Source organism: Sphingobium jiangsuense (assembly GCF_014196495.1).
Classification (GTDB): domain Bacteria; phylum Pseudomonadota; class Alphaproteobacteria; order Sphingomonadales; family Sphingomonadaceae; genus Sphingobium; species Sphingobium jiangsuense.
In genome coordinates this window covers 94287-119607 of record NZ_JACIDT010000007.1, presented here as the reverse complement: position 1 = coordinate 119607, position 25321 = coordinate 94287, and the positions used below count along the sequence as shown (strand labels likewise).

Sequence of the window (25321 nt, the reverse complement as noted above, 5' to 3'; positions counted from 1 at the left end):
GCCCGTTATTGGGGCGAGGCGCAACGGGGTGTCCGAGGGCATCATCTTTTCAGGCAACGGTATCTGCGTCGCGGATGGCAAGGGACGCTTCGCCCTGCCGCTCGACATGCGCAAGGCCGTGAAAGCCAGCAGCGGCGAAAACCGCCTGTGCCTCACCATCCACACCCAGCTTCCCTGCGCCATCGGTTTCGGCCTTTCCCACAAGCAATGGCTGGAGGAGCAGGTCGTCGAAATGGAACGCTCGGCCCGCGAAAAAGGGCTGAATTTCGACGCCGAGGCCGAGCGCGAAGCTCGCTTCGCCGATATGGAGGACCTCAATTTCGACGATGGCGGCCGCTTCTTCATGCCGCCCGACATCAAGGACATGATGGGCATTTCCGACGCCATCGTGTTCGTCGGCGCCAGCCGTCATATCCAGATGTGGGACCCGAAAACCCTGCTCGCCAGCGAGGGACGCAGCCCCCGCGTCCGTCACGCGGTGGAGAAGTTCCTCTCCGAGCGCGCGGCCGGAGGCGGCAAATGAGCGCGGCCGCCGGACAGGCTGCCCCGCATATCCCCGTCCTGATCGACGAAGTGCTGGCCGCGCTGGCGATCCGTCCCGGCGAGGTCCATGTCGACGGCACCTATGGCGCGGGCGGATACAGCCATGCGATGGCCGGGCAGGGCGCGCGCGTCTACGCGATCGACCGCGATCCCGACGCGATCGCCGAGGGGCGCGAGCGCATCGCCCGCGACGGCGACGATATCACTCTGCTGCAAGGGCCGTTTTCCGCGATGCGCGACCTGCTGGGCGGGGCTGGGGTGACGCAGGTTTCCGGCGTCACGCTCGACATCGGCGTGTCCTCGATGCAGCTCGACCGGGCCGATCGCGGCTTTTCCTTTCAGACCGACGGACCGCTCGACATGCGGATGAGCCGGTCGGGCATGACCGCCGCCGATTTCCTCAACGGCGCGGCGGAAGAGGAGATTGCCGACATCCTCTACCTCTATGGCGAGGAGCCGCGCTCCCGCCGGGTGGCGCGCGCGATCGTCGCCGCGCGTCCGCTGGCCCGCACGGCGGAGCTGGCGCAGGTGGTGCGCCGCGCGCTCGGCCACAAGCCGCATGACAAGAAGGACCCGGCGACCCGCGTGTTTCAGGCGATCCGCATCCACCTGAACGGCGAGCTGGACGAGCTGGAGCGTGGTCTGGAAGCGGCCGAGGCGCTGCTGGCGCCCGGCGGGCGGCTGGCGGTGGTGACCTTCCACAGCCTTGAGGATCGCATCGTCAAGCAGTTCCTGCGCCGCCGCAGCGGCAGCGAGGGCGGCGGGTCGCGCCATCGGCCGGAAGCCGCGCCCGCGCCCGCGCCCGCCTTCGCCAAGCCGGCCAAGGCGGTGCGCCCGTCCGCGACGGAACTCGCCCGCAATCCCCGCGCCCGCTCCGCCACGCTGCGCAGCGCGGTGCGCCTTCCCCTTTCCCATCCAGCCATTGCGCCCCGGCCCGCATCCCAGGCCACCGAGGAGAAACCGGCATGATCGCGGTCAAGCGTCTGCAAAGTCTGTTCTGGGTGCTGCTTGTCGCCCTTGGGGCGCTGGGGGCCTATCTGGTGTCGCTTCGGGTCGCAACCGAGCGGAACGAGTTGATGCGCGTGCGCACCCAGATCGCGCAGGCGCGGGCCGATATCCGCTATCTGGAGACGGAGTTCGCGGCGCGATCCAGCATCCGCCAGCTGGAGCAGTGGAATGCGCAGGATTTCCGCTATTCGGCACGGGCGGCGGATCAATATCTCGACGGCGAGCGCGCGCTGGCGCATCTCGACGGGGTGGAGGCCAACGGCCCCGCCTATGTGGCGCCGCCGGTGATGGTGGCGATGATCGACACCGACGCCGCACCGCCGGCCCAGGCCGCGCAGCCGGTCGCCAGCCCCGCCGCGCTGGAGATCCGGTCCGACATATCGACCATCCGCACCGCCTCGGCCGAGGCGGCGCGCAGCCAGCCCTCTCGGGTCGCACTCACCGCGCCTGCGCCGGTGAAAGAGAGCAAGGCGCCTTCCGCGAAGAAGAAGGACGACAACGCCAAAGAGCCCGCCGGGTCGCGGCTGGCGCGGGCCGATCAGGGCGAGAGCGCGCTGGCGCGCCGGGCCGAGCGCATGGCGATGCTGGACGCGCGGCTGCTGGATGACCGGACGCTGGGCGATATCGGGCGCAAGGCCGCCGTCGAAAAGCGCGGGAGCGTCAACTGATGGCGACTATCGTCGTTCGGCATGACCGGCTGCCGGTGAACCGGCAACGGCTTAATCTGACGGCGATAGCGCATCAGCGGTTGATGCTGGTCCTGCTGCTGATCGTCGCTGTGTCGGTGGTGCTGATCGGGCGGCTGGCGTGGATGGGATTGTTCGCCGACGGCGGCGGGCGGACGGGTCTTGCCGGGGCGGGATTGCCGCCCCGCGCCGACATCGTCGATCGCAACGGGGTGCCGCTGGCGCGGACGATGGACGCCTATTCCATCTCCGTGCGGCCCGACCGGCTGATCGGCGACCCGGACGAGCTGGCGCGCAAGCTGCACGAGATTTTCCCGGATACCCCTGCGGCGGAATTCCGCAAGAAGCTGACCGGCAAGGGCTGGGCCTATCTGCGCCAGCGCGCGCTGCCGGAGGAAGTGGCGGAGGTGAACGCGCTGGGTGAGGTCGGCATCGAATTCCCGCGCGAAAAGGAGCGCGTCTATCCCCAGCGCACGCTCGCCGCGCATGTGCTGGGCTTCGTGCCGGTGCTGGACGGCAAGGACTATCATGGCGGCATGGGCGTGGAAGCGGCGTTCAACGATCGGCTGGTCGACGCCGACCTGCGCTCCACCCCGGTGGTGCTGTCGATCGACAGCCGCGTTCAGGGCGCGCTGGAAAACGAGCTTTATGCCGGGATGGTGGACCAGAGCGCGCGCGGCGCGACGGGCATCGTGCTCGATGCGAACACGGGGGAAGTGCTGGCGATGGCGTCCTTCCCGGTGTTCGATCCCAACAAGCTGGGCGCCAATGAGGACGCGCGGCGCAACAATGTCGTGCAGTCGCGTTATGAGCTGGGGTCCACTTTCAAGCCGCTGGCGGTCGCGGCGGCGATGGACGCGGGCGTCGTCAAGTCGATGGCGAAGCGCTATGACGCGACCGCGCCGTTGCAGGTCGGCGGTTTCCGCATCAAGGACGACCATCCGCTCGGCCGCTGGCTCAATGTGCCCGAAACGCTGATCCACAGTTCCAACATCGCCACCGCCCGCATTGCCGATGAAATGGGGCCGGAGCCGATCCAGAAGCTCTATCGCGCGCTGGAATTCGACCATCGTCCCAGCATCGAGCTGAAGGAGCGCGCGCGCACGCTCTGGCCGTCGAGCTGGGGGCGCATCACGACGATGACCGTCGCCTATGGCCATGGCATCGCGGTCACGCCGCTGCATCTGGCGAGCGCCTATGCCGCGCTGGTGAACGGGGGCATCTGGCGGCCCGCGACGCTGCACCGCCTGCGCGAGGAGGACGTGCCCAAGGGACGCCGCGTCTTTTCCGCCGCCACCAGCGCGCGCATGCGCCAGCTGCTGCGCATGATCGTGAAGGACGGCACCGGCCGCAGCGCCGACGCGCCCGGATACCGGATCGGCGGCAAGACCGGCACCGCCGAAAAGCCGTTCGAAGGCGGCTATGCGCACCGCTCGCTCATCACCACCTTCGCGGCGGCGTTCCCGATGGACAATCCGCGCTATGTCGTGCTGACGATGATGGACGAGCCGCAGGGCAGCAAGGAATTCCCCGGCGTGCGGACCGCCGCCTATACCTCCGCCCCGGTGGTGCGGAAGGTGGTGATGCGCATCGGCCCGATGCTCGGAATCATACCGGACGAACGGCGGGATGTTGACGTATCGGAGCTGATGCCCCTTGTAGGCAAGAACAAGGGAGGTGATTGATGCGGCTTGACGCTCTGGTGCATGATGTCGCGGCCGATGCGGCCGCCGTGCAGGTGACGGGTTTCGCGATCGATAATCGCAAGGTGGCGCCGGGGACGATCTTCGGCGCCTTCCAGGGCGCGCGCGTCAATGGCGAGGATTTCATCGCCGATGCGGTCGCGGCGGGCGCCGTGGCGGTCGTCGCACGGCCCGAAGCGCGGGTCGAGGGCGCTGTGCATATCGCGGACACCAATCCGCGCCGCCTGTTCGCGCGGCTGGCGGCGAAATTCTACGCGCCCTTTCCCGAAACCTGCGTCGCCGTCACGGGCACCAATGGCAAGACTTCCACGGTCGAGCTGACGCGCCAGCTCTGGCGGATGCTGGGCCATCAGGCCGCGTCGATCGGCACGCTGGGCGTCACCACCTCAGTCGATCAGGTGTCGACGGGCCTCACCACGCCGGACATCGTGACCTTCCTCTCCAACATGGCGGGCTTGCGCAAGGAAGGCATCACCCATGCCGCGTTCGAGGCGTCGAGCCACGGCCTCGCCCAATATCGCACCGAGGGGCTGCCGGTCGCCGCCGGGGCTTTCACCAACCTGTCGCGCGACCATCTCGACTATCATGGCGACATGGACGCCTATTTCGAGGCGAAGATGCGGCTGTTCGACGAGGTGGTGAGCGACGGCGGCGCGGCGGTGATCTGGGCCGACGATGCGTGGTCGGACAAGGTGATCGCCCGCGCTTCGGCACGCGGCCTGCGCCTGCTGACGGTGGGCGAAAAGGGCGAGGCGTTGCGCCTCCTGTCCCGCCAGCCCACGAAATTGGGGCAGCAACTGACGATCGCCGCCGAGGGCGCGGAGCATAAGGTCGATCTGCCGCTGATCGGCGCCTATCAGGCGGCCAATGTGCTGGTCGCGGCGGGCCTCGTGCTGGCGACCGGGGGCAAGCTCGCTGCGCTGCTGCCGCTGCTGTCCCGTTTGCAGCCGGTGCGCGGCCGCCTTGAGCGCGCGGTGGTGACGAAGGCGGGCGCGCCGGTCTATGTCGATTATGCGCATACTCCCGATGGCTTGCGCGCCGCGATCGAGGCGCTGCGCCCGCATACGCAGGGGCGGCTGATCGCGCTGTTCGGCGCGGGCGGGGATCGCGACGCGGGCAAGCGCCCGCTGATGGGGCGAACCGCCGCGGAGCTGGCCGATCATGTGATCGTCACCGACGACAATCCGCGATCCGAGGACCCCGCCGCGATCCGCGCCGCCGTGCTGGCGGGCGCGCCGCAGGCCGAGGAGATAGGCGGCCGCCGCGCCGCCATCGCGGCGGCTATTGCACAAGCCGGGCCGCAGGACATTGTGCTGGTGGCGGGCAAGGGGCATGAGCAGGGGCAGGTGATCGGCGACCGCGTGCTGCCCTTCGATGACGTCACCGTCGCGCGGGAATGCGCGCAATGAGCGGAACGGCGCCTCCGCTCTGGACCTCCGGAGAAATCGCCGAAGCGACCGGCGGCGCGGCTTCGGCCGCTTTTTCCGTTTCCGGCGTCGCGTTCGACAGCCGCGAGGTTGGGCCGGGCGACCTGTTCGTCGCGCTGAAGGGCGAGGCGACGGACGGCCATGCATTCCTCGACAAGGCGTTTGCGGCGGGGGCGGCCGGGGCCATCGTGTCCCGGCCGATCGCGCAGCCGCATGTGCTGGTCGCGGATACGAGCGAGGCATTGAACGCTCTCGGCCGGGCGGCGCGGGCGCGCATGGACGGCAAGGTGATCGGCGTCACCGGGTCGGTCGGCAAGACCAGCACCAAGGAGGCGCTGTTTGCCGCGCTGGACCGCTTCCGTCCGGGGCGGGTGCATCGCTCGGTCAAGAGCTACAACAACCATGTCGGTGTGCCGCTGAGCCTTGCGCGCATGCCGCGCGACAGCCTGTTCGCGGTGCTGGAAATGGGGATGAACCATTTTGGCGAACTGGCGGCGCTGACCCGGCTGGTGCGCCCGCATGTCGCCATCGTCACCGCGATCGCGCCCGCCCATATCGAATTTTTCGGCACGGAAGAAGCCATCGCCCGCGCCAAGGCGGAGATTTTCGAGGGGCTGGAGCAGGGCGGCACCGCGATCATCCCCTATGACAGCCCGCATCGCGATCTGCTGATCGACCATGCGAAGGCGCAGGGCGCGGCGATCGTCACCTTCGGCATGGGTGAGGGCGCGGACGTGCGCGTGTCCGCCGCCGTTCCCGCCGCGACCGGGGGCACGCTGGTTTCGGCCCATCTGCCGCAGGCGGAGCTGTGCTACACGGTGGCCGCGCCGGGCGACCATAATGTGTCGAACTCGCTCGCGCTGCTGGCGGCGGTGGAGGCGGTGGGCGGCGATCTGGCGGCGGCGGGCCTCGCGCTCGCCGATATGTCGGGCCTGCCGGGGCGCGGCGCGCGCAGCCTCATCGCGGCCGGAGCAGGCAGGGCGCTGCTGATCGACGAAAGCTACAATGCCAACCCGCTGTCCATGGCGGCGACGCTGCGCCAACTGGGGCGGGAAAAGGCCGCGCGGCGCATCGCGGTGCTCGGCGCGATGAAGGAGCTGGGCGGCAGCAGCGATGCCCTGCACGCCGCGCTGGCCGAGCCGCTGGAGCAGGCTTGCGTCGATCTGGCCATTTTGGTCGGTGAAGAGATGGCGCCGCTCGCGCAAAGGCTTGAAGGGCGGCTGGCTTTGGCGCATGTGGCCGATGCCGAACAGGCAACGCAGATCGTCAGGGACCGGCTCCAGCCGGATGACGCGATTCTCGTCAAGGGTTCCAACAGTGTCGGATTGTCGCGGCTGGTCGCCGCGCTTTCCGACGGAGAATGATGCATGTTATATTGGCTGGCCCAGCAGCTTGATTTTCCGGGGGTATTGAACCTCGTCCGCTATCTCAGCTTCCGCGCGGGCGCGGCGATCGTCACGGCGCTGGTGCTGGGTTTGCTGATCGGGCCGCGCTTCATCGGCTGGCTGCGCGTGCGGCAGGGCAAGGGGCAGCCGATTCGCTCCGACGGGCCGGAAAGCCATTTCGCCAAGCGCGGCACGCCGACCATGGGCGGGCTGATGATCCTCACCTCGCTGGTGGTGTCGGTGCTGCTGTGGATGGACCTGGGCTCCATCTATGTCTGGGCGTGCCTGTGCGTGACGCTGGGCTTCGGCGCTATCGGCTTCCTCGACGATTATGACAAGGTGACGAAGGCGAGCACGGCGGGGCTTTCGGGGCGGGCGCGCCTGCTGTGCGAATTCCTGATCGCGGGCGTCGCGGCGATGCTGATCGTGCAGCATAACGGCACCGCGCTCTATGTGCCCTTCTGGAACGGCCCGGCGATCGACCTCGGCTATTTCTATTATGTGTTCGCGGCGTTCGTGATCGTCTCGTTCGGCAATGCGGTCAACCTGACCGATGGGCTGGACGGCCTCGCGACCATGCCGGTGGTGATCGCCTGCATGGCCTTCACCGCCATCGCCTATCTGGCCGGACGCGCGGACTTCGCCGCCTATCTCGGCATTCCGCACGTGCCGCTGGCGGGCGATCTCGTCATCCTGACCGGCGCGATGATCGGCGCGGGGCTCGCCTTTCTATGGTATAATGCGCCGCCCGCCGCCGTGTTCATGGGCGACACCGGCAGCCTCGCGCTGGGCGGCACGCTGGGCGTCATCGCCGTGGTGTGCCATCATGAAATCGTGCTGGGCATCATCGGCGGCCTGTTCGTGGTGGAGGCGGTATCGGTCATCATTCAGGTGTTCTTCTACAAGCGGACCGGCAAGCGGGTGTTCCGCATGGCGCCGATCCACCATCATTTCGAGCAGCTCGGCTGGCCCGAAACCACGGTGGTGGTGCGCTTCTGGATCATCGCCTTCGCGCTGGCGCTGGCGGGGCTCGCCACGCTGAAACTGAGGTAAGGACCATGGCCATCGTTTCGGGCGCATTCGCAGGGAAGAGATACGCGGTGCTGGGGCTGGCGCGCTCCGGCCTCGCCACGGTCGAATGCCTTGCCGCGAGCGGGGCCGACGTCACCGCCTGGGACACGCGGGAGGAAGCGCGCGCCGCCGTCGCCGACAAGGCGAAGCTCGCCGATCCGCTCGCCATCGACCTTACCGGGTTCGACGGCGTGGTGGTGTCGCCCGGCGTGCCGCTCAACCGCCATCCGATCGCCGAGCATGCGGCAAAGGCGGGCGTGCCGCTGATCGGTGATATCGAGCTGTTCGCGCTGGCCCGCCCGACGCTGCCCGCGCACAAAGTGGTGGGCATCACCGGCACCAACGGCAAATCGACCACCACCGCGCTGATCCATCATATCATCGAGACGGCGGGCATCCCGACCCGCATGGGCGGCAATATCGGCCTGCCCATATTGGGGCAGGAACCGCTGCCCCCCAATGACAAAGGCGCGGGCGTCTATGTGCTGGAGCTGTCGAGCTATCAGATCGACCTGACCCGCAGCCTCGATTGCGACGTCGCGGTGCTGCTCAACATCACACCGGATCATCTCGACCGCTATGAGGGCTTTGCCGGCTATTGCGCGTCCAAGCAGCGATTGTTCACGATGCAGTCCCCCGGCCGCGCGCGGGTGATCGCGCTGGACGACGAGAATACGCGCGCCATCGCCGCCCGGCTCGACGGGGTGACGGGCGTGCACGCGGCCGACGTCGACCCGGCGGAGCAGGCGCGCTGGCCCGCCTTGCAGGGGCCGCATAATGCGCAGAACGCGCTCGTCGCCCGCGCCGCCGCCCGCGCGCTGGGCATAGCCGACGAGATTATCGAGCGGGCGCTGGAAAGCTATGCCAGCCTGCCCCATCGCATGCAGCGCGTGGCGGAGCGCAACGGCGTCCTCTATGTGAACGACAGCAAGGCGACCAACGCCGCCTCGACCGCGCCCGCGCTCGGCGCCTGGCCCCCGGTCGGGGGCAGGCCACGCATCCACTGGATCGTCGGCGGCCTCGCCAAGAGCGACTCGCTGGACGAGTGCGCGCCCTATTATCCGAACATCAAGGCCGCCTACACCATAGGCGAGGCCGGGCCGCTGTTCGCCGACCTGCTGCGCCCGCACATGCCGGTCGACGACAGCGAGATGCTGGCCACCGCTGTCCGCCGCGCCGCGCGGGTGGCGGAGCCGGGCGATGTCGTGCTGCTGTCGCCCGCCTGCGCCAGCTTCGACCAGTTTCGTGATTTCGAGGCGCGCGGCGACGCGTTCGTCGCCGCCGTCGGCGCGCTGGAAAGCGCCGGGCCTGATGCGTGACGGCAGGCAGGATCCGCGCCGCCTGTTCAGGCCGGGTCAGATGGTCCGGGATTTCCGCACGAAAACCGTCCCGCGCGAACGGACGGCGTTGGCGGTGTGGTTCTGGGAAATCGACCGGCTGCTGCTCGCGCTCATCATCATCCTGATCGCGATCGGGCTGGTGGCGGTCGCGGCGGCTTCCCCGGTCGCGGCGATCGACCGCTCCACCGCCGATGTCGATGTCGATCCGCTGGTCTATTTCTATCGCCAGTTGATGTGGGTGGGCCTCGGCGTGCCCTTCATGCTGGGCATATCGATGCTGCCGAGGGAAACGGCGCGGCGCTTCGCCGTCATGGGGGCGCTGATTTTCGGCTTCACCCTGCTGCTCGTGCCGCTGCTGGGCACCAATGTGAACGGGGCGAAACGCTGGATCGACCTTGGCATAAGGTTCCAGCCGTCGGAATTCCTGAAGCCCGTCTATGTGGTGAGCATCGCCTGGCTGCTGTCGCTGCGGGAAAGGGACAGCAGCCTGCCGGTCATTCCGCTGACCGGGCTGATCACCGCCCTTGTCGCCGCGCTGCTGATGAAGCAGCCGGATTTCGGGCAGACGGTGATCTTCTGCGCCTGCTGGGGGGCGCTGCTGCTGCTGGGCGGGGCGTCGGTGCGGCTGATCGTCGGGATGGTCGTGGCGGCCTGCGGCGGGCTGGTCGCCGTCTATCTCTTCTACGAAAACGGCCGCCAGCGCATCAACGACTTCCTCGGCATCGGCGCGCGGCCGGAAACCGGGCCGGACCAGACGGAACTGGCGCACCGCACCATCACCAATGGCGGCTTCACCGGCGTCGGGCCGGGCGGAGGACAGGCCAAATTCCGCCTGCCGGAGGCGCACACCGACTATATCTTCTCGGTGATCGGCGAGGAATTCGGCCTCATCGCCTGCATCATCGTCGTGCTGCTCTATCTCGCCATCGTCATGCGCGTGCTGCTGCGCCTGCTGGACGAGGAGGATAATTTCATCATTCTCGCGGCGGCGGGCCTGACGATCCAGTTCGGATTGCAGGCGATCATCAATATGGGCGTCAATGCGCAGATTTTTCCGTCCAAGGGCATGACACTCCCCTTTATCAGCTATGGCGGCTCCTCTATGCTGGCGTTGAGCATGGGTGTGGGGCTGCTTCTTGCGTTCACCAGACGCAACCCCTTTATCGGGGGCAAGCCGCGCGCCGTGAAATGGAGTGGCCGATGACTGTTACCCGTCACTTCGTTCTCGCCGCGGGCGGGACCGGGGGGCATATGATACCGGCGCATGCCGTCGCCGAAGAACTGATGGCGCGCGGCCATCATGTCGCGCTCGTCACCGATGAGCGCGGCGCGAAGATCCCCGGCATCTTCCGCGATGCCGCCGTCCATGTGCTGCCCGCCGGGCGGATGCAGGGCGGGCCGCTCGGCTGGGTGAGGGGGCTGCGCGGCATCATCACCGGGCGCGACATGGCGCGGCGCATGTATGAGACGTTCCGCCCGTCGGTCGTCGTCGGCTTCGGCGGCTATCCGGCGCTGCCCGCGCTGCTCGGCGCGCTGAAGGACGGCATCCCGACCGTGGTGCATGAGCAGAACGCCGTGCTAGGCCGCGTCAACCGGCTGCTCGCGCGCAAGGTGAACGCGATCGCCACCGCCTATCCCGATGTCCAGCGGCTGAAGCCCAAATATGACCACAAGGTCCATCTGGTCGGAAACCCGGTGCGCGAAGAGGTGCTGGCGCTGCGCGACGAGGAATTCCCCGCGCTGACCGACGAGAGCGTGTTCCGCCTGCTGGTGACGGGCGGCAGCCAGGGCGCGAGCATCCTGTCCGAAGTCGTGCCGGAGGGGCTGTCGCTGCTGCCCATCTCGCTGCGTCGCCGCCTTCAGGTGACGCAGCAATGCCGCGCCGAGGATATCGAGCGGGTGCGCGCCACCTATGCGGAGATGGAGATACCGGCGGACCTCGCCACCTATATCAACGACATCCCGGAAAAGCTGAACTGGGCGCATCTGGTGATCGCGCGCGCGGGCGCATCGACGCTGGCCGAGCTGACGGTCGCGGGCCGCCCGGCGATCCTGATCCCGCTGCCGAGTGCGATGGACGACCACCAGACCGCCAATGTGCGCGAGCTGGTGGAGGCGGGGGGCGCGCGCTCCATCCCGCAATCGCGCTTCACCCCTGTCGAACTCGCCAAGCAGATGCAGAAAATGGCGATGGAACCCGGCGCGCTGCAAAATGCGGCCCGGCGCGCCTGGAATTGCGGGCGTCCCAACGCCGCGCGCGATATGGCCGATTTGCTGGAATCGATTGGAACCGCTCCGTTGATGAACACCCCCGTCACCGTCAAACCCGTAACCGCGCCCGCCGGCCTCGACCTGTCGGGGGCACCGGCATGAAGGGCGTCGCGACCGATATCGGCACCATCCATTTCATCGGCATCGGCGGCATCGGCATGTCCGGAATCGCCGAGGTGATGCACAATCTGGGCTATCGCGTGCAGGGCAGCGACGTGGCGGAAGGCTATGTCGTCGAGGGGCTGCGCAAGAAGGGCATCAAGGTGATGATCGGCCACAAGGCCGAGAATCTGGGCGATGCGGCGGTGGTCGTCACCTCGACCGCGATCAAGCGCGGTAACCCGGAGGTGGAGCTGGCGCTGGAGAACCGCATCCCGGTGGTGCGCCGTGCGGAAATGCTGGCCGAGCTGATGCGCCTCAAGTCCACCGTCGCGGTGGCGGGCACGCATGGCAAGACGACCACCACCTCGATGGTCGCGGCGCTGCTCGACGCGGGCGGGGTGGACCCGACCGTGATCAACGGCGGCATCATCAACGCCTACGGATCCAATGCGCGGCTGGGCGAGAGCGACTGGATGGTGGTGGAGGCCGACGAGAGCGACGGCAGCTTCCTGCGCCTCGACGGCACGATCGCGGTCGTCACCAATATCGACCCGGAACATCTCGACCATTATGGCAGCTTCGACAAGGTGAAGGACGCCTTTGTCGAATTCGTCGAGAATGTGCCCTTCTACGGAGCGGCGATCCTCTGCCTCGATCATCCGGAGGTGCAGGCGATCCTGCCACGGCTTCAGGACCGGCGCGTCGTCACCTACGGTTTTTCAGCGCAGGCCGACATTCGCGGCGAGAATGTGCAGCCTTTCCCCGGCGGCAACCGCTTCGACGTGCAGGTGCGCGAGCGGGATGGATCCACGCGGCGGATCGAGGGCATCGAGATGCCGATGCCGGGGCGGCATAATGTGCTCAATGCGATGGCCGCGATCGGCGTCGCGCTGCACATGGGCATTGACGATGCGACGATCCAGACCGGCTTCGCCAAGTTCGGCGGGGTCAAGCGCCGCTTCACCAAGGTGGGCGAGGTCAAGCTGCCCGGCGGGGGGGGCGGCGCTGCGAGCGTGATCGACGATTACGGCCACCACCCGGTCGAGATCAAGGCGGTGCTGGCGGCGGCGCGCGAAGGGGCGAGAGGGAGAGTGATCGCCGTGGTGCAGCCGCATCGCTTCACCCGCCTGCGCGACCTGATGGACGAGTTCCAGCAGGCGTTCAACGACGCCGATATCGTCTATGCCGCGCCGGTCTATGCGGCGGGCGAGCAGCCGATCGAGGGCGTGGACAGCGACGCGCTGGTCGCCGGGTTGAAGCGCCGGGGGCACCGCTCCGCGAGCGTGGTGGCCGGGCCGGACGCGCTGGCCGACGCGCTGGCGGCGGACCTGCGCGCCGACGACCTGATCGTCTGCCTAGGCGCGGGCGACATCACCAAATGGGCCGCCGGGCTGGCCGACGCGCTGACGACGCGCCTCGCGGGGGACGTCGCGGCCTGAGGATTTAGACGACATAGCCTAATTGTCATGCTGAACTCGTTTCAGCATCCATCAAGCCCCACAGGCCGCTGGCTGATACGGCGAAATGGACCCTGAAAAAGTTCAGGGTGACGGTGAAGGCCAAGGCCCGCCATCGTCGAAAGCTGTCCCATTCGCACACAAAGAAAAGGCCGTCCCGCTTATCTTGCGGGACGGCCTTTCCCGTGCGACCCGCTACGGGCTATTCGGTCCAGCCGATCATCACCGCCTTGGTTTCGGTGAAGGCTTCCACGCCCTCGCGTCCGTTCTCGCGGCCGGTGCCGGACCGGCGATAGCCGCCGAAGGGCAGGGCGAAATCCATGCCCGATCCGTTGATCTTGACCGAGCCGGAGCGCAGCCGCTTCGCCATCGCGCTGGCGCGGGCGAGGTCGCGCGTCCATAGATAGGCGGACAGGCCGTAGATGCTGTCATTGGCCTTGCGCGCGAGATCGTCGAAACTGTCGTCGGAAAAGCGCATCACGCTCAGCACCGGGCCGAAAATCTCCTCGCGCACGATCTTCATGTCCGGCCGCGCGCCGATGAAGATGGTGGGGTTGACGAAGAAGCCGGGGCCGGAGGGTGCGTCCCCACCCACGGCAAGGCTCGCCCCTTCGGCGCGGCCCGCCTCGATATAGCCCATCACGCGCGCCTTCTGCCCGGCGGAGATCAGCGGTCCCAGCTGCACCGAAGGGTCGGAGCCGTCGCCGACCTTCAGCCTTTGCGTGAAGGCGACCAGCCCCTCCATGAAGCGGTCGAAGATCGCCTCGTGCAGGAACAGGCGCGATCCCGCCGCGCAGACCTGCCCGCTATTGCCGAAAATGCCCATGGCGACGCCGGGGATCGCGCGTTCGAGATCGGCGTCGGGAAAGACGATGACCGCCGACTTGCCGCCCAGTTCCAGCGACACGCGCTTCAGCGTGTCCGCCGACTGGCGCAATATATGCTGGCCGGTGGCGGTGGAACCGGTGAAGGAAATCTTGTCGACGCCGGGATGGGCGGCCAGCGCCGCGCCCGCGTCCGCGCCGAGGCCGGTCACGACATTGACGCAGCCGTCGGGAAAACCCGCCTCCTGCACCAGCTGGGCGAGGCGCAGCGCGGTGAGCGGGGTCAGCTCCGCCGGTTTCAGCACCACCGTGCACCCCGCCGCCAGCGCCGCCGACAGCTTGGAGCAGGTGATCGCGAACGGCGCGTTCCAGGGCACGATAAGGGCCGCGACGCCCAAGGGATCATGGGTGGTGTAGCCATGCCAGTTGCCCGGCACCGAAATCGGCACATGGTCGCCGGTCAGGTGGCGCGGCCAGCCCGCATTATAGCGGATCGCGCTGATCGCCGAGCCGACCGCCATCGCGCGCGACGCCATGAAGGGCATGCCATTGTCCAGCGTTTCAAGCGCGGCCAGCTCATCCTGATGCGTCTCGACCAGATCGGCGAGGCGCAGCAGCAGCCTTTCGCGCTGCGCGGGGGGCATGGCGGCCCAGGCCGGGTTCTCGAACGCCCGCCGCGCCGCCGCCACCGCGCGATCGACCTCCGCCGCGCCGCCCGCAGGGATATGGCCGAGGATGCTTTCGTCGGCAGGGTTGACGACGGGGATCGTCCCGCCTTGCGCCTCCAGCCATTGGCCGTCGATGAAATGGGCGGAAAGCCGTGCCGCCTGCGCGCGGGCGCTATCGAACAGGGCGGGGTCGAAGGGGGAAGATGCCATGGATCAGCTCCTCAAAGGGAAAGGCCGAGGATGAGGTCGGAGGCTTTCTCCCCGATCATCACCGCGGCGGCATTGGTGTTGGCGCCGACCAGCCGGGGCATGATCGAGGCGTCGGCGACGCGCAGCCCTTCCAGCCCGTGGACGCGCAATTGCGGATCGACCACCGCCCGCCCGTCCACGCCCATCGCGCAGGTGCCGACCGGGTGGTGGACGATGCCGGTCAACTCGCCCTTCATCGCGTCGAGCTGGTCGTCGCCGGTGACATGGGCGCCGGGCAGCACCTCCTGCGTGACGATGCGCGCCACCGGGCCGTCCGAAAAGATGCGGCGCGAGATGGCGAGGCCCTTTTTCAGCGTCGGCCAGTCCTTCTCATGCTGGAGCAGATTGAGCTGGATGCGCGGGGCGCTGCGGAAATCCGCGTCGTTCAACGTCAGCTCGCCCCGGCTGTCCGGGCGCAGCAGGCAGATGGAGTTGAAGAAGCAATCCTGCTTGGGCTTGGCGAAGCCGGGGAACCAGATGTTCGCGTCCACCCGCACCGGGCTGACCATGATCTGAAGGTCGGGCCGGTCCAGCTCCGGCGAGGATTTGACGAGGATGCATGCCGCCGCGATCTGGTTGGCGAAGGTGCCGGTGCCGGTCAGGTACCAGCGCAGAAAGGAGAAGGCGGCGCGGTCGAAGCGCAGTTCCTTGGCGAAGCTGTGCGGCGGCTGCGCATCATATTGATGGGCGAGGCGGACATGCTCCTGCAAATTCTTGCCGACGCCGGGCAGGTCGTGGACGACCTCGACGCCTTGCGCCTTCAATTCCTCCGCCGGGCCGACGCCGGACAGCAGCAGCAGGTGCGGCGAGCCATAGGCGCCGCCGGAAAGGATGATTTCCCGCGCCGAACGGGCGATCGTGGTCGCGCCGTCGCGGTCGAACTCCGCGCCGACCGCGCGCTTGCCTTCGAACAGGATGCGGCGGACATGGGCGTGGGTCAGGATCGTCAGGTTCACCCGCTTGCGGATGCCGTCGAGATAGCCGCGCGCCGATCCGCAGCGCCGCCCGCCGCGCAGCGCGACCTGCACATCGGCGCAGCCTTCATTGCTCGCGCCGTCATAATCGGGGTTGTAGGCATAGCCCTGCAACGCCGCCGAAGCGCGCACTTCCTTGGCCATCAGGCGCGAGACATCGACCGGTTTCACCGCAATGGGGCCATCCTTGCCGTGCCAGCGGCTGTCGCCCGCCCAATGATCCTCCGACCGGCGGAAATAGGGCAGGACGCCCTCATAATCCCAGCCGGTGCAGCCCGCCGCCGCCCAGTCGTCGAAATCGAGCGGGTGGCCGCGGAAATGCACGGTGCCGTTGATCGAGGAGGAACCGCCCAGCATCCGCCCGCGCGGCAGCACATAGCGCCGCCCGTCGACATGATGTTCCGGTTCGGACTGGAACATCCAGGTCAGCTTCGGATTGCGCAGCGCCTGAAGGAAGCCGAGCGGCATCTGCACATAGGGATGATCGGCTTCCCCACCCGCTTCGAGCAGCAGTACGCGGTTCGCCGGGTCCGCGCTCAGCCGGTTGGCAAGGACGGCGCCCGCCGACCCCGCGCCGACGATGATGAAGTCATATTGGGATGCGTTCACCGAAGGGCTCTCCTGAGCTTATGTCGTTTCCTGATGGGGGCCATGTCAGGCCGCCCAGACGAAGCTTGTCGTGCGCGCCGGCCGGCGCATGTCCTCGCCGCCCAGCAGGCTGGCGAGCGTGGCCCCGGCGCGGCTGTCCGCGCGGCCGATCAGCTGCTCCTCCCGGCCGTCGCGCAGGGCGGAGGCGTGAAGCAGCGGCCGCCCGGCCATGCGCAGCGCGTCCTGCGCCAGCATCAGGTCGGACCAGCCGGTCAGGCCGATGATCGCGCCGGAGGCGGAAAGCCACGGGTCGCGCCGGTCCAGCAGCAGGCGGATGATCTCGCCTTCCGGGTCGGCGACCGGGCAGCCCTGCGCGCGGGCGCGGGCGGCGATATGGTCCGCCTCCGGCAGGCGGTGGTCGATGATGAAGCGCGGCCGCTCCCGCCCGGCGGCGGGGAGGGGCGACGCGCCCGCCAGATGCCCGGCCGGCAGCAGGGCGGCGCCCTTGAGCAGGGTGCGGCGGGCGATCCTGCTCATTGGCTGTTCCGTGCGAGGTAGGCGGCGATCGTGTCGAGCTGATCGTCGGGCAGCTCGATGCGGTTGAAATAGGGCATGTTGTTCATGCCCGCGCGCACCACCTGCTTCACATAATCGGCGGAAAGATCCTTGCGCTTGTGCAGTTCTGCGGGCTGGCTTTCGTCCAGGCGGCGGCCCAGCATCATCGCGCCGGTGCTCTTGCCGACATGGCAGAAGGCGCATTTCTCGCCGAACAGCCGCTCGCCCGCGTCGCTGGAATCCCGGCCGAAAGTGGCGGTGACGATCGGCGAGACGTCCTTGCCGCCCTTTGGCGCCTCGCTCTTGCCGCCCGAACAGGCGGCGAGCGCCAGCAGCAGCGCGGCGGCGGGAAAGAGACGCTTCATCGGGCGTCTCCCGTGTTGGCAACGGCCCCCGGCGCGGAGCCGATGCCGTTGCGCCCCGGCGCGATGATGTTGTGCGGGTCGAGGCACGCCTTCACCTTGTCGTTGAGGCGACGCAGCGCATGGCCGCCATAATCGAAGGTGTCGGCTACCGCATCCATATAGGAGATATGGCCGCGATATTCGGCAAAGCCCTGCCCCGCAGCCTCGGCGAGCAGGTGGCGATAGAGCTTGTCCGCCCGCGCAACCATCGCCGGGTCGTCGCGATTGTAGAGGATCAGGCTGACATTGTTGATATGCCGCCGCCCGATGGTGAAGCTGGCATAATAATCCTGCCCGATTTCCTCATAATAGGCCTTGATCTTCTTCGCATAGGCGAGGGCGAGCTTGCCGTCGGACGGCATCACCGGCGCGAAGCTCAGATGCCCGCCGCGCCCGCCATACCAGTTGACGCATTGCAGCCCCATGGTGGTGGGCACGCCCTGCGCGGATTTTTCCAGCGGCTCACCCTTGCGCCAGAACTGGAATTCCAACCTTTTCCCCAGGCGCGGCTCGAACAGCTTGCGGATCAGCGCGACCTGTGCGGTGACGATGCCTTCATGGCCGTAGAGATTGATCTTCGCATTCCACCAGCCGAGGCCCAGCTTCTTCATCATCTCTTCGCTGACGCTGTCGGGGATCGCGCCTTCGCCCTCATACCAGTCGGCGCGCTGCGACATGGTGGAGGCGGCGCGCACCGGGCTGCCGAACACGATATTATGCTGGATGACGTCGCGGCGGCGCAGGTCGGCGAGGATGTCGATCGCCCAGGCGGCGTCGTCGAAATGGGGGAAGGCCAACTCGATCTTCGCGGTCATCTCCGGCTCCGGCTGAAGCCAGAGGCCCGCCTTGGTGACGATGCCGAAATTGGACTGGAAGAACATCTGGTCCCAGCCGGGACCATAGCCATATTTATAATGCTGCCATCCGCGCGATCCGTCCTGCGCGCCCATGCCGGTGCGGACGATATCGCCATCGGGCAGCACCACCTCCAGCCCACAAATCTGCTCGCAATGGTCGCCATAGGGGGTGTAGCCGATGCCGCGATCCAGCGCATTGCCGATCACGCTGCCCCAGCTGTTGCCGGGCACGGACATCCAGAGCGGGATCTTCTTTTCCTGAAGATGATAATAGAGGTCGAAGAAGCCGACGCCCGGTTCCAGCAGGCAATGGGCGTATTGCTCGTTCACCTCCAGGATGCGGTTCATCCGGCTGAGGTCGAGGATCACATTCCCCTTCTCGGCGGGGGAGGCGCCGCCATAGCCCAGATTCTTGCCGCGCCCGACCGGCCAGAGCGGCACCTTGTGCCGGTTGGCGGCACGCACCACGGCCTGCACCTCCTCGGTGGAGGCGGGGGCGATGACGGCCGAGCAGTCGTGATCGGCGCCGTCCCCCAGCGCATAGGGATCGATATAGCTCTGGCGATCCTCCTCGCCGCTGAGCACCCATTGATCGCCGACGATGGCGCGGAATTCCTTCAGCGATTGCTCGAAGGCGCCGCCGCCGAGCTTGCGGGGAAATGTGGTGGCCATGTTCACTCCCGATGGTCGAGCGGCGTGCTGCTCATAGGAGTGTCGCGAGCGCTCGTTCTGTCTGAAAGATCAGTATTCTGAAATTTATGAAAAGCAGCCGGGCCTGTCAACATCACCGGCGCCGTCATCGGCCCATCCCCTGCACGAGGAACCGGATGCCCAGCACCGAGATGAACAGCCGCATCACGAAGCGGAAGGCGGTTTCCGAAACCATCGGCGTCATGCGCTTGCCGATATAGGTTCCGGCAAGGCCGGTGACGGTAGCGGCGAGGATTTCCCGCCAGTAGCGGGTGTAATCGAAGCCCGCCGCGAAATAGCCGCCGGTGCGCAGCAACTCCAGCAGGATGATGCAGGTCGCGAAGGTGCCGACGATGGCGGTGCGCGACAACCGGGTGCGCAGCAGCACCGGCTGCAATATCGCGCCCAGGCCGAAGATGGTCGCCGTCACCGCATGGGCGATCCCGGTCGCGAAGAAGGAGCCCCCTTCCGGCAGGCGCAGCCGCAGCGCGGGCGCCCAGGCCAGCAGCAGCAGGAGCACGCCCAGCAGCAGCGCCAGCATGTGCGCGGGCGCGCTGGTGAACACCCAGAGGCCGATGCCGATTCCCGCCAGCGATCCGGCGGTGAACCGGCGCACGATCGGCCAGTCTATCTCCCGCCAGAAGGCGTGGGTGCGGGAAAAGAGCGAGCCGAAGGAGAGCACCGACTGCAACGCGATCGCGCTTTGCAGCGGCAGCAGCCATGTCGTCGCGCCGAAGAGTATATATCCGCCGCCGACCGAGAAGCAGGCGCTCAGCAACGAGGCGAGGAAGCTGGCGGCGGAGAGGATCAGCAGGCGCTCGACCTCGCCCACTATGCGCCTTTCGGGGCATAACCGATCCAGTATTTCGGCACGAAGCGCAGGCCCAGCACCGCCGTCAGGAAGGCGATGACCGCCACCGCGACGAAGGGCAGGGTGAAGCCGCCGCTCAGGTCCACGCCCACGCCGATCGCCGCGATGCCCGCCGACGCGCCGAGGTGGAACGAGGCGTTGAGCAGCGAGATCACCTGCGGCAGCGACTTGACGCCGTAGATATGGCGCGCCAGCACCGGCGCCTGCACCACCACGCCGCCGTGCGAGATGCCGCGCACGATGGTGAAGACGAGGAAGGTGGCGAACCCTGCGACCGGGAAGGTCAGCAGCACCGCGACGCCGCATACCGCCCAGCACAGTGCCACGCCCCTGGTCGAGAAGCGGTCGAACACCCAGCCGAACAGGATCTTGCCCAGCCCCGAAATGACGATGACGATGGTGAAGCCCAGCGCGGCGACATAGGAACCGAGGTCGGTGTGCCGCTCGATGAACAGCGGGATATATTCGTTGATGCCGTTGCTGATGACGCCCGACAGCGCGGTCGCGAGGATCAGCAGCGCGAATTGCGGGGTCTTGAGGAAGGATTTGAAATCCGGCCCATGGTCGACCGGCTGGCCGGGGAGGGGAGCCGCCTTGTTGCGGCCGGGGTCCAGCTCCTCGGCGGTATAGCCGTAGGCTTCGGGCGTTTCATGGACGAGGAAGAGCACCGCCAGCGTCAGGAAGACGAGCACGATCACACCGCCGATCGCCGCCGTCGCATGCCAGCCATAATGCTGAAGGCCGAAGCTGGTCGCCATCGGCACGATCGCGCCCGCCACCGCGCCGCCCAGCATCGCGATGCCGGTGATGCGGCCGAGGCTGGCCGAATACCATTGCGCCAGCGTCACCTGGATGGCGATCAGGCAGAGGATCGAGGCGAAGCCGGATATCGCGGCCAGCACATAATAGACCGGCAGGTTGTTGACGAAATAGAGCAGGCAGGTGGACAGGCCGACGATGACGACCGACGGCACGAACACCCGCTTCAGCCCGTATTTGACGAACAGCCCGCCCGCGAACAGGCCCCCCAGCGCGGAAACGGCGGACTTGATCGCCATGAAGCTGGTGGTCTGCGTGACAGTCCACCCCATGTCCTGCGATATGGTGTTGTACATGATGGGCATCATCATCGACACGCCCGCCAGCGCGATGCCCCATATCAGGAAGCCCGCGATGATGTTCATCCATGCGTAGCGCCGCATCTGGCCGATCGCTACCCGATCCCCGCCCGTCATAGCCTTCTCCTCATTCATCTCGGCAAGGGCCGCCCGGCCCCGGATTTTTCCCACTGGCCCGGCCCGGTATGGAGTCGGAAGGCCATTCTTTTGAATAGAACGATGTTCTTTTATTTGACATGATCTTGCCTGTCAATCGACTGGCTGCGGCGTGACGGCCAGATGCCATGATTGCCCGGCGACAGCAGGCCCGCCGGGTCCAGCGCGTCCCTGATCCGGCTGTAGGTCCGGCCCAGCGCATGATCGTTGAAGTCGAACTTCGCCGCGACATGATCGACCAGCGAGACATGGGCGCGATAGGGCGCGCAGCCCCATGTCGCGGCCTCGTCGTACAGTTCCCGCACCGCCTCGCGCGCGGCGGCGACGCGGGCGGCGTCGCTGGCGTCGAACAGGATCATGCTGGCGCTCACCATCGAGCGGCTGCCCAGCAACAGGCCGAAGGGGCCGATCAGCCCATGGCGCGCCGTGATCGCCCGCACCGTCCGTTCCGCCCGCAGCGCGGCCTCGCCGGTGAAGGGCAGGACGGGAGAGAAATCCATATGGCCGAGGCTGTCGCCGAACACCGCCTTCAGCCGGTCGAGCAGCACCATATTGGGAATACCGGCGGAAATGAGGTCGCGCGGCTCCACCTCGTCCGGTCCGGCGTCGCCCGCATAGCTGCGCATCTCCAGCTCCGCGCCGGGCAGGGCAGCGACGGCGCGTTCCAGCAGCGCGAGCCGCGTCGCCACCATCTCGCGCCGCCCGTAAAGGCCCAGCCGCATGTTCCACCGGCCCGGCCGCAGCACCTGCCGCAGGTTGCGCAGCGTGAAGGGCGCCTGCCCCGCATCCTCCGCCTCGTCGTCCGTGGGGGCGGGGGTGCCGACGATCATCGGCACGCCCTGCACGATATCCTCGCGCAGCAGCGGGCGGACCATGTCGATCATCGGCACGATATCCTGCTCGCCCTGGCAGCGGATGGTGCCGGTCATGATCACCTCCGGCCGGGGCATCAGCCAGACGCCCGCCTTGGTGACGATGCCGAAGCCCGATTGCTTGAACAGATCGTCGAGCGCCGGGCCGAAGCCGCGGCGGTGGCAGGACCAGAGCGGGCTGCCGGTGATCGCGCCCTGTCCGGTGCGCAGCAGCTCGCCGTCGGCCAGCACCACCTCCAGCCCGCACAGCGCGGAGGCGTGGTCGCCCAGCACGCCATAGCCATAGCCATGTTCCAGCGCATTGCCGATCATGCTGCCCCAGCCGAGGTCGGGCACCGACATCATCAGCGGAATATCCTCCCGCCGCAGGGCTTCGTAGAGCTGGTGGAAGGTCACGCCCGGTTCCAGCAGCGCGAAGCCCTGCCGCGCATCGATGTCGAGGATCCGGTTCATCCGCCGCAGGTTGAGGACGACCGCGCCATTTTCGACCGGAGCCGATCCGCCATAGCCGAAATTGCGCCCCATCGAGGATGTCCACAGATGCACGCCCAGTTCCGCCGCCGCCCGCACGGCGGCCTGCACCTGCTCCACGCTGTCGGGTTGCAGCACGAGGGAAGGGCGGTGCCCGGTCGCGGCGGGGCCTTCGAACGGATCGCGGAACTCATCGAAATACGCGCCTTCAACATGCACCGCATCGGCGCCGAGCAGCGCCGTGAACCGCCGCGCCGTCGCGTGAAAACCGGCATCCTTGTCAGACATGGCTATCCCCTATAATTCTTTTAGACAGAACGATGTTGCATTTTATATTGCGAATCGACCTCCGTGTGAATACAGATGTTTTCATGTCTTGGAGGGATTGACAATGACCGCACGTACTGGAGAGCAATATAAGGCCGGGCTGAAGGACGATCGCATCGTCTGGCTGGGCAACAGGAAGGTCGCTGTTGCGGAGGACCCGTTGCTGGCCGGTTCGGTGGACGGCATGGCCGGCTATTTCGACTGGCAGCACCAATATGCCGACGAGTGCCTGGTCGACGATCCCGAACGCCCCGGCGAGAAGATGAACGTCAGCCTGATGCTCCCCAAGTCGAAGGAGGATTTGCAGATCCGCCATCGCGGGCTGGAGCGGCTGTCGCGCTATTCCTACGGCATGCTCGGCCGCACGCCCGATTATGTGAACGTCGTGCTGTCCGGCCACACCGCGCGCAGCGATATCTGGGCGCGGGGCAAGCCGGAGGGGCATGAGCGCCTGAGCAAATTCCATCGCGAAGTGATCGAGGGCGATCTGTCGATGACCCACACCATCGTCCATGCGAATATCGACAAGGGCGTGGGCGATCTGGCGGGCATGAATTCCGACCTGACGCTGCGCGTCGTCGGTCGCAACGAGAACGGCATCATCGTGCGCGGCGGCAAGGTGCTGGCGACGCTCGGCCCGCTCGCCGACGAGCTCTATGTCTATTCGTCCGCGCCGATCCCGTCGGGGGCGGAGCAATATGCGCTGATCTTCTCGATCCCGGTCAACACCAAGGGCGTCATCCAGATTTGCCGCGACCATTATGGCCGCGACCTCAGCGTCGCCGACGCGCCTTTCTCCTCCCGCTTCGACGAGCAGGACGCGTTCGTGATCTTCGACGATGTGGAAGTGCCCTATGAGCGCGTGTTCTGCGAAGGCGACCTCAATGTCTACAATACGCTCAATCAGGGCGTGTCGCCGGGCAACACGCTGCAACAGACGGCGATCCGCGCGATGGTGAAGCTGGAATTCGCCTATGACCTGTGCTCCAGCATCGCCACCGTCACCAACAGCCATGGCCGCCCGGACGTGGGCGAGATGCTGGGCGAGATCCACTCCTATCTCTCGCTCACCCGCTCGGTGATCCACGCCGCCGAGGACCGCGCGCATGACTGGGGCGCGGGCGCCGTGTTCCCCCATCGCGACATTTCGGTGCTGCGTTGCGTGATGCCGGGCTGGATGACGCGCGTGAACCAGATCATCCGCGCGATCGGCTCGCACAACCTGCTGGCGACACCGTCGCTGGAGCTGTTCGACAATCCGGAGATCGGCGACCTGCTGCGCAAATATCTGCCCGGCTCCAACGGCATGCCCGCCGAGGAGCGCGCGCGGATCATGCGCACGGCGTGGGATTTCGCCGGGTCCGCGCTCGGCAGCCGCATCGAGCTTTACGAGATGTTCTATCTCACCAGCCAGACCCGCGCCCGCATCGGCGACCATATGGTCGCGCGCCGCGACGGCGAATGGGGGCAGGTGCGCGAGTTCATGCAGAAATCCGGCATCATCCCCGAATAAGGGGCGGGGAATGACCACCGTTCCCGGTCCGCCGCCGCTCGACCTGGCCTTTCGCGGGGCGATGCGGCGGCTGGCGAGCGGCGTCGCCATCGTCGCCACCAGCGACGGGGAAGGTCGCCCGCGCGGCATCGCGATGACGGCGTTCATGTCGCTGAGCATGGAGCCGCCCTCGCTGCTGCTGGCGGTGAACCGCAGCGCCTCGCTGTGCGAGCCGCTGGTCGCGCGTGGCCGCTTTTCGGTCAACATCATGGCGTGGGAGGATGCGGCGGCCTGCCACGCCTTCGTCTTCGCCCCGGCCGACGAGCGTTTTTCCGCCATCGGCTGGGAGAGGGACGAAGGGGGGCTTCCCATCATCCCGTCCGCTGTGGCAAACATCCTCTGTCATATCGATCAGGCGGAGCCGTTTGGCAGTCACATGATTATCAGGGGCGTGGTGGAAAAGGTGGTGCTGGGCGAGAGCCGCGCGCCGCTGGCTTATGTCGACGGCCGCTATGGCCGGATCAGCTTCGATGGCTGACGCGCCCGCAGCGGCGGAGAAGGACAAGGCCGCGCGCACGGGCGCCGGTTCCAGCCGCGATCGCTTCCTCCAGGCGGCGGACGACCAGTTCATCGCCCATGGCTATGACCGCTGCACCATCCGGGCGGTCGCGGCGCAGGCGGGCACCAGCCTCGCCTCGCTGAGCCGCAACTGGACCAGCAAGCGCCACCTGTTCGAGGAGGTGTTCCGGCGCCATTTCGATCCGGTCCACCGCTTGCAGAACGACCGTTTCGACGAACTGGAACGGACCGGCGACCTGAGCGTCCGGTCGATCGTCAGGGCTTTTTTCAGCTCCGCCATGGGCAAGAGCGCCGGCGACGGCGATACCCGCAAGAGCCACCAGATCTATTGCCTTGCGCTCACCGATCCATCGGAAGAGGCGAAGGGGATCGCCCGCTCGCTGGTGACGCCGGTGCGCTCGCGCGTCACGGCGCTGCTGCGGCGGGCGCTGCCCGGCATGGACGAACAGCGCTTCTTCCTCGCGATGAACGTGGTGCTGGGCGTCTATCTCTATCCGCAGACGCAGGCGGGCCGGCTGGCGAGCGCGATGAACTTCGACCTCGACGCGCTGGACTGGAACCAGGCGGCGGACATTCTCGCCGATTTCGTCAGCGATGGATTGACGGGGCGATAACGGGGGTTTGCGGGGCCGG

Annotated in this window: 22 protein-coding genes; 14 read left to right on the top strand and 8 right to left on the bottom strand. The window is 67.3% G+C overall.

The window, feature by feature from the left end; all coding sequences use genetic code 11:
* The first annotated feature begins 28 nt into the window (after window positions 1-28).
* From GGR43_RS11375 to murC, 11 genes are read left to right on the top strand one after another with little or no spacing between them, the layout of a single operon-like run.
* Complete coding sequence (locus tag GGR43_RS11375; RefSeq protein WP_188072080.1) at window positions 29-523, top strand: division/cell wall cluster transcriptional repressor MraZ; 495 nt, start codon at window positions 29-31, stop codon at window positions 521-523.
* Entirely contained in the window at window positions 520-1512 is a 993-nt protein-coding gene (gene rsmH, locus GGR43_RS11370) for a 16S rRNA (cytosine(1402)-N(4))-methyltransferase RsmH (protein WP_188072079.1), read from the top strand. Before GGR43_RS11375 ends, rsmH begins: the two co-directional genes overlap by 4 nt.
* Window positions 1509-2219, top strand: a complete 711-nt coding sequence (locus GGR43_RS11365; RefSeq protein WP_188072078.1) for a colicin transporter — start codon at window positions 1509-1511, stop codon at window positions 2217-2219. The genes rsmH and GGR43_RS11365 overlap by 4 nt, the downstream gene beginning before the upstream one ends.
* Complete coding sequence (locus GGR43_RS11360; protein WP_188072077.1) at window positions 2219-3922, top strand: peptidoglycan D,D-transpeptidase FtsI family protein; 1704 nt, start codon at window positions 2219-2221, stop codon at window positions 3920-3922. Before GGR43_RS11365 ends, GGR43_RS11360 begins: the two co-directional genes overlap by 1 nt.
* A complete protein-coding gene (locus GGR43_RS11355; RefSeq protein ID WP_188072076.1) occupies window positions 3922-5349 on the top strand; it encodes a UDP-N-acetylmuramoyl-L-alanyl-D-glutamate--2,6-diaminopimelate ligase in 1428 nt (475 codons plus the stop codon). The genes GGR43_RS11360 and GGR43_RS11355 overlap by 1 nt, the downstream gene beginning before the upstream one ends.
* Window positions 5346-6731 carry a UDP-N-acetylmuramoyl-tripeptide--D-alanyl-D-alanine ligase gene (locus tag GGR43_RS11350; protein WP_188072075.1) on the top strand — a complete coding sequence of 462 codons (1386 nt, stop codon included), beginning with the start codon at window positions 5346-5348 and terminating at the stop codon, window positions 6729-6731. The genes GGR43_RS11355 and GGR43_RS11350 overlap by 4 nt, the downstream gene beginning before the upstream one ends.
* A 3-nt stretch (window positions 6732-6734) precedes the next feature.
* Window positions 6735-7805, top strand: a complete 1071-nt coding sequence (mraY, locus tag GGR43_RS11345; RefSeq protein ID WP_188072074.1) for a phospho-N-acetylmuramoyl-pentapeptide-transferase — start codon at window positions 6735-6737, stop codon at window positions 7803-7805.
* Between the two features lie 5 nt (window positions 7806-7810).
* Window positions 7811-9142 (top strand): UDP-N-acetylmuramoyl-L-alanine--D-glutamate ligase, encoded by a 1332-nt coding sequence (gene murD, locus GGR43_RS11340; RefSeq protein ID WP_188072073.1) that lies wholly within the window; start codon window positions 7811-7813, stop codon window positions 9140-9142.
* On the top strand, window positions 9135-10367 hold the full coding sequence (locus GGR43_RS11335; protein WP_425502192.1) for an FtsW/RodA/SpoVE family cell cycle protein: 1233 nt from the start codon (window positions 9135-9137) through the stop codon (window positions 10365-10367). Before murD ends, GGR43_RS11335 begins: the two co-directional genes overlap by 8 nt.
* Window positions 10364-11536 (top strand): undecaprenyldiphospho-muramoylpentapeptide beta-N-acetylglucosaminyltransferase, encoded by a 1173-nt coding sequence (murG, locus tag GGR43_RS11330; RefSeq protein ID WP_188072072.1) that lies wholly within the window; start codon window positions 10364-10366, stop codon window positions 11534-11536. Before GGR43_RS11335 ends, murG begins: the two co-directional genes overlap by 4 nt.
* Entirely contained in the window at window positions 11533-12975 is a 1443-nt protein-coding gene (murC, locus tag GGR43_RS11325) for a UDP-N-acetylmuramate--L-alanine ligase (protein ID WP_188072071.1), read from the top strand. Before murG ends, murC begins: the two co-directional genes overlap by 4 nt.
* A gap of 220 nt (window positions 12976-13195) precedes the next feature.
* Here murC and GGR43_RS11320 read toward each other — a convergent pair whose 3' ends face one another.
* From GGR43_RS11320 to GGR43_RS11285, 8 genes are all read right to left on the bottom strand, one after another.
* Window positions 13196-14695, bottom strand: coding sequence for an aldehyde dehydrogenase family protein (locus tag GGR43_RS11320; RefSeq protein ID WP_188072070.1), 1500 nt, complete (start codon window positions 14693-14695; stop codon window positions 13196-13198).
* 11 nt (window positions 14696-14706) lie between these two features.
* Window positions 14707-16317, bottom strand: coding sequence for a GMC family oxidoreductase (locus GGR43_RS23880; protein ID WP_188072069.1), 1611 nt, complete (start codon window positions 16315-16317; stop codon window positions 14707-14709).
* Window positions 16318-16362: 45 nt separating this feature from the next.
* Window positions 16363-16833 (bottom strand): hypothetical protein, encoded by a 471-nt coding sequence (locus GGR43_RS11310; protein WP_188072068.1) that lies wholly within the window; start codon window positions 16831-16833, stop codon window positions 16363-16365.
* Complete coding sequence (locus tag GGR43_RS11305) at window positions 16830-17216, bottom strand: c-type cytochrome (RefSeq protein WP_188072067.1); 387 nt, start codon at window positions 17214-17216, stop codon at window positions 16830-16832. Before GGR43_RS11305 ends, GGR43_RS11310 begins: the two co-directional genes overlap by 4 nt.
* Window positions 17213-18784: an FAD-binding oxidoreductase gene (locus GGR43_RS11300; RefSeq protein WP_188072066.1), complete on the bottom strand. Its 1572-nt coding sequence runs from the start codon at window positions 18782-18784 to the stop codon at window positions 17213-17215. The genes GGR43_RS11305 and GGR43_RS11300 overlap by 4 nt, the downstream gene beginning before the upstream one ends.
* 124 nt (window positions 18785-18908) lie before the next feature.
* On the bottom strand, window positions 18909-19634 hold the full coding sequence (locus tag GGR43_RS11295; protein ID WP_188072065.1) for a sulfite exporter TauE/SafE family protein: 726 nt from the start codon (window positions 19632-19634) through the stop codon (window positions 18909-18911).
* Window positions 19634-20908 carry an MFS transporter gene (locus tag GGR43_RS11290; RefSeq protein WP_188072064.1) on the bottom strand — a complete coding sequence of 425 codons (1275 nt, stop codon included), beginning with the start codon at window positions 20906-20908 and terminating at the stop codon, window positions 19634-19636. The genes GGR43_RS11295 and GGR43_RS11290 overlap by 1 nt, the downstream gene beginning before the upstream one ends.
* 110 nt (window positions 20909-21018) lie before the next feature.
* Window positions 21019-22578 carry an FAD-binding oxidoreductase gene (locus tag GGR43_RS11285; RefSeq protein ID WP_188072063.1) on the bottom strand — a complete coding sequence of 520 codons (1560 nt, stop codon included), beginning with the start codon at window positions 22576-22578 and terminating at the stop codon, window positions 21019-21021.
* Between the two features lie 103 nt (window positions 22579-22681).
* Here GGR43_RS11285 and GGR43_RS11280 point away from each other — a divergent pair, with 103 nt between their 5' ends.
* Genes GGR43_RS11280 through GGR43_RS11270 form a run of 3 tightly spaced genes read left to right on the top strand, consistent with a single transcriptional unit; the run spans window position 22682 to window position 25302 of the window.
* Complete coding sequence (locus GGR43_RS11280; protein WP_188072062.1) at window positions 22682-24130, top strand: 4-hydroxyphenylacetate 3-hydroxylase N-terminal domain-containing protein; 1449 nt, start codon at window positions 22682-22684, stop codon at window positions 24128-24130.
* A 10-nt stretch (window positions 24131-24140) separates the two neighbouring features.
* Entirely contained in the window at window positions 24141-24647 is a 507-nt protein-coding gene (locus tag GGR43_RS11275) for a flavin reductase family protein (RefSeq protein WP_188072061.1), read from the top strand.
* Window positions 24640-25302 carry a TetR/AcrR family transcriptional regulator gene (locus GGR43_RS11270; protein ID WP_188072060.1) on the top strand — a complete coding sequence of 221 codons (663 nt, stop codon included), beginning with the start codon at window positions 24640-24642 and terminating at the stop codon, window positions 25300-25302. The genes GGR43_RS11275 and GGR43_RS11270 overlap by 8 nt, the downstream gene beginning before the upstream one ends.
* Window positions 25303-25321: the final 19 nt, after the last annotated feature.

Coding starts and splice junctions, on each gene's coding strand:
- rsmH (WP_188072079.1), top strand. CDS start 520: ATGAGCGCGGCCGCCGGACAGGCTGCCCCGCATATCCCCGTCCTGATC.
- GGR43_RS11365 (WP_188072078.1), top strand. CDS start 1,509: ATGATCGCGGTCAAGCGTCTGCAAAGTCTGTTCTGGGTGCTGCTTGTC.
- GGR43_RS11360 (WP_188072077.1), top strand. CDS start 2,219: ATGGCGACTATCGTCGTTCGGCATGACCGGCTGCCGGTGAACCGGCAA.
- GGR43_RS11355 (WP_188072076.1), top strand. CDS start 3,922: ATGCGGCTTGACGCTCTGGTGCATGATGTCGCGGCCGATGCGGCCGCC.
- GGR43_RS11350 (WP_188072075.1), top strand. CDS start 5,346: ATGAGCGGAACGGCGCCTCCGCTCTGGACCTCCGGAGAAATCGCCGAA.
- mraY (WP_188072074.1), top strand. CDS start 6,735: ATGTTATATTGGCTGGCCCAGCAGCTTGATTTTCCGGGGGTATTGAAC.
- murD (WP_188072073.1), top strand. CDS start 7,811: ATGGCCATCGTTTCGGGCGCATTCGCAGGGAAGAGATACGCGGTGCTG.
- GGR43_RS11335 (WP_425502192.1), top strand. CDS start 9,135: ATGCGTGACGGCAGGCAGGATCCGCGCCGCCTGTTCAGGCCGGGTCAG.
- murG (WP_188072072.1), top strand. CDS start 10,364: ATGACTGTTACCCGTCACTTCGTTCTCGCCGCGGGCGGGACCGGGGGG.
- murC (WP_188072071.1), top strand. CDS start 11,533: ATGAAGGGCGTCGCGACCGATATCGGCACCATCCATTTCATCGGCATC.
- GGR43_RS11320 (WP_188072070.1), bottom strand. CDS start 14,695: ATGGCATCTTCCCCCTTCGACCCCGCCCTGTTCGATAGCGCCCGCGCG.
- GGR43_RS11310 (WP_188072068.1), bottom strand. CDS start 16,833: ATGAGCAGGATCGCCCGCCGCACCCTGCTCAAGGGCGCCGCCCTGCTG.
- GGR43_RS11305 (WP_188072067.1), bottom strand. CDS start 17,216: ATGAAGCGTCTCTTTCCCGCCGCCGCGCTGCTGCTGGCGCTCGCCGCC.
- GGR43_RS11300 (WP_188072066.1), bottom strand. CDS start 18,784: ATGGCCACCACATTTCCCCGCAAGCTCGGCGGCGGCGCCTTCGAGCAA.
- GGR43_RS11290 (WP_188072064.1), bottom strand. CDS start 20,908: ATGACGGGCGGGGATCGGGTAGCGATCGGCCAGATGCGGCGCTACGCA.
- GGR43_RS11285 (WP_188072063.1), bottom strand. CDS start 22,578: ATGTCTGACAAGGATGCCGGTTTTCACGCGACGGCGCGGCGGTTCACG.
- GGR43_RS11280 (WP_188072062.1), top strand. CDS start 22,682: ATGACCGCACGTACTGGAGAGCAATATAAGGCCGGGCTGAAGGACGAT.
- GGR43_RS11275 (WP_188072061.1), top strand. CDS start 24,141: ATGACCACCGTTCCCGGTCCGCCGCCGCTCGACCTGGCCTTTCGCGGG.
- GGR43_RS11270 (WP_188072060.1), top strand. CDS start 24,640: ATGGCTGACGCGCCCGCAGCGGCGGAGAAGGACAAGGCCGCGCGCACG.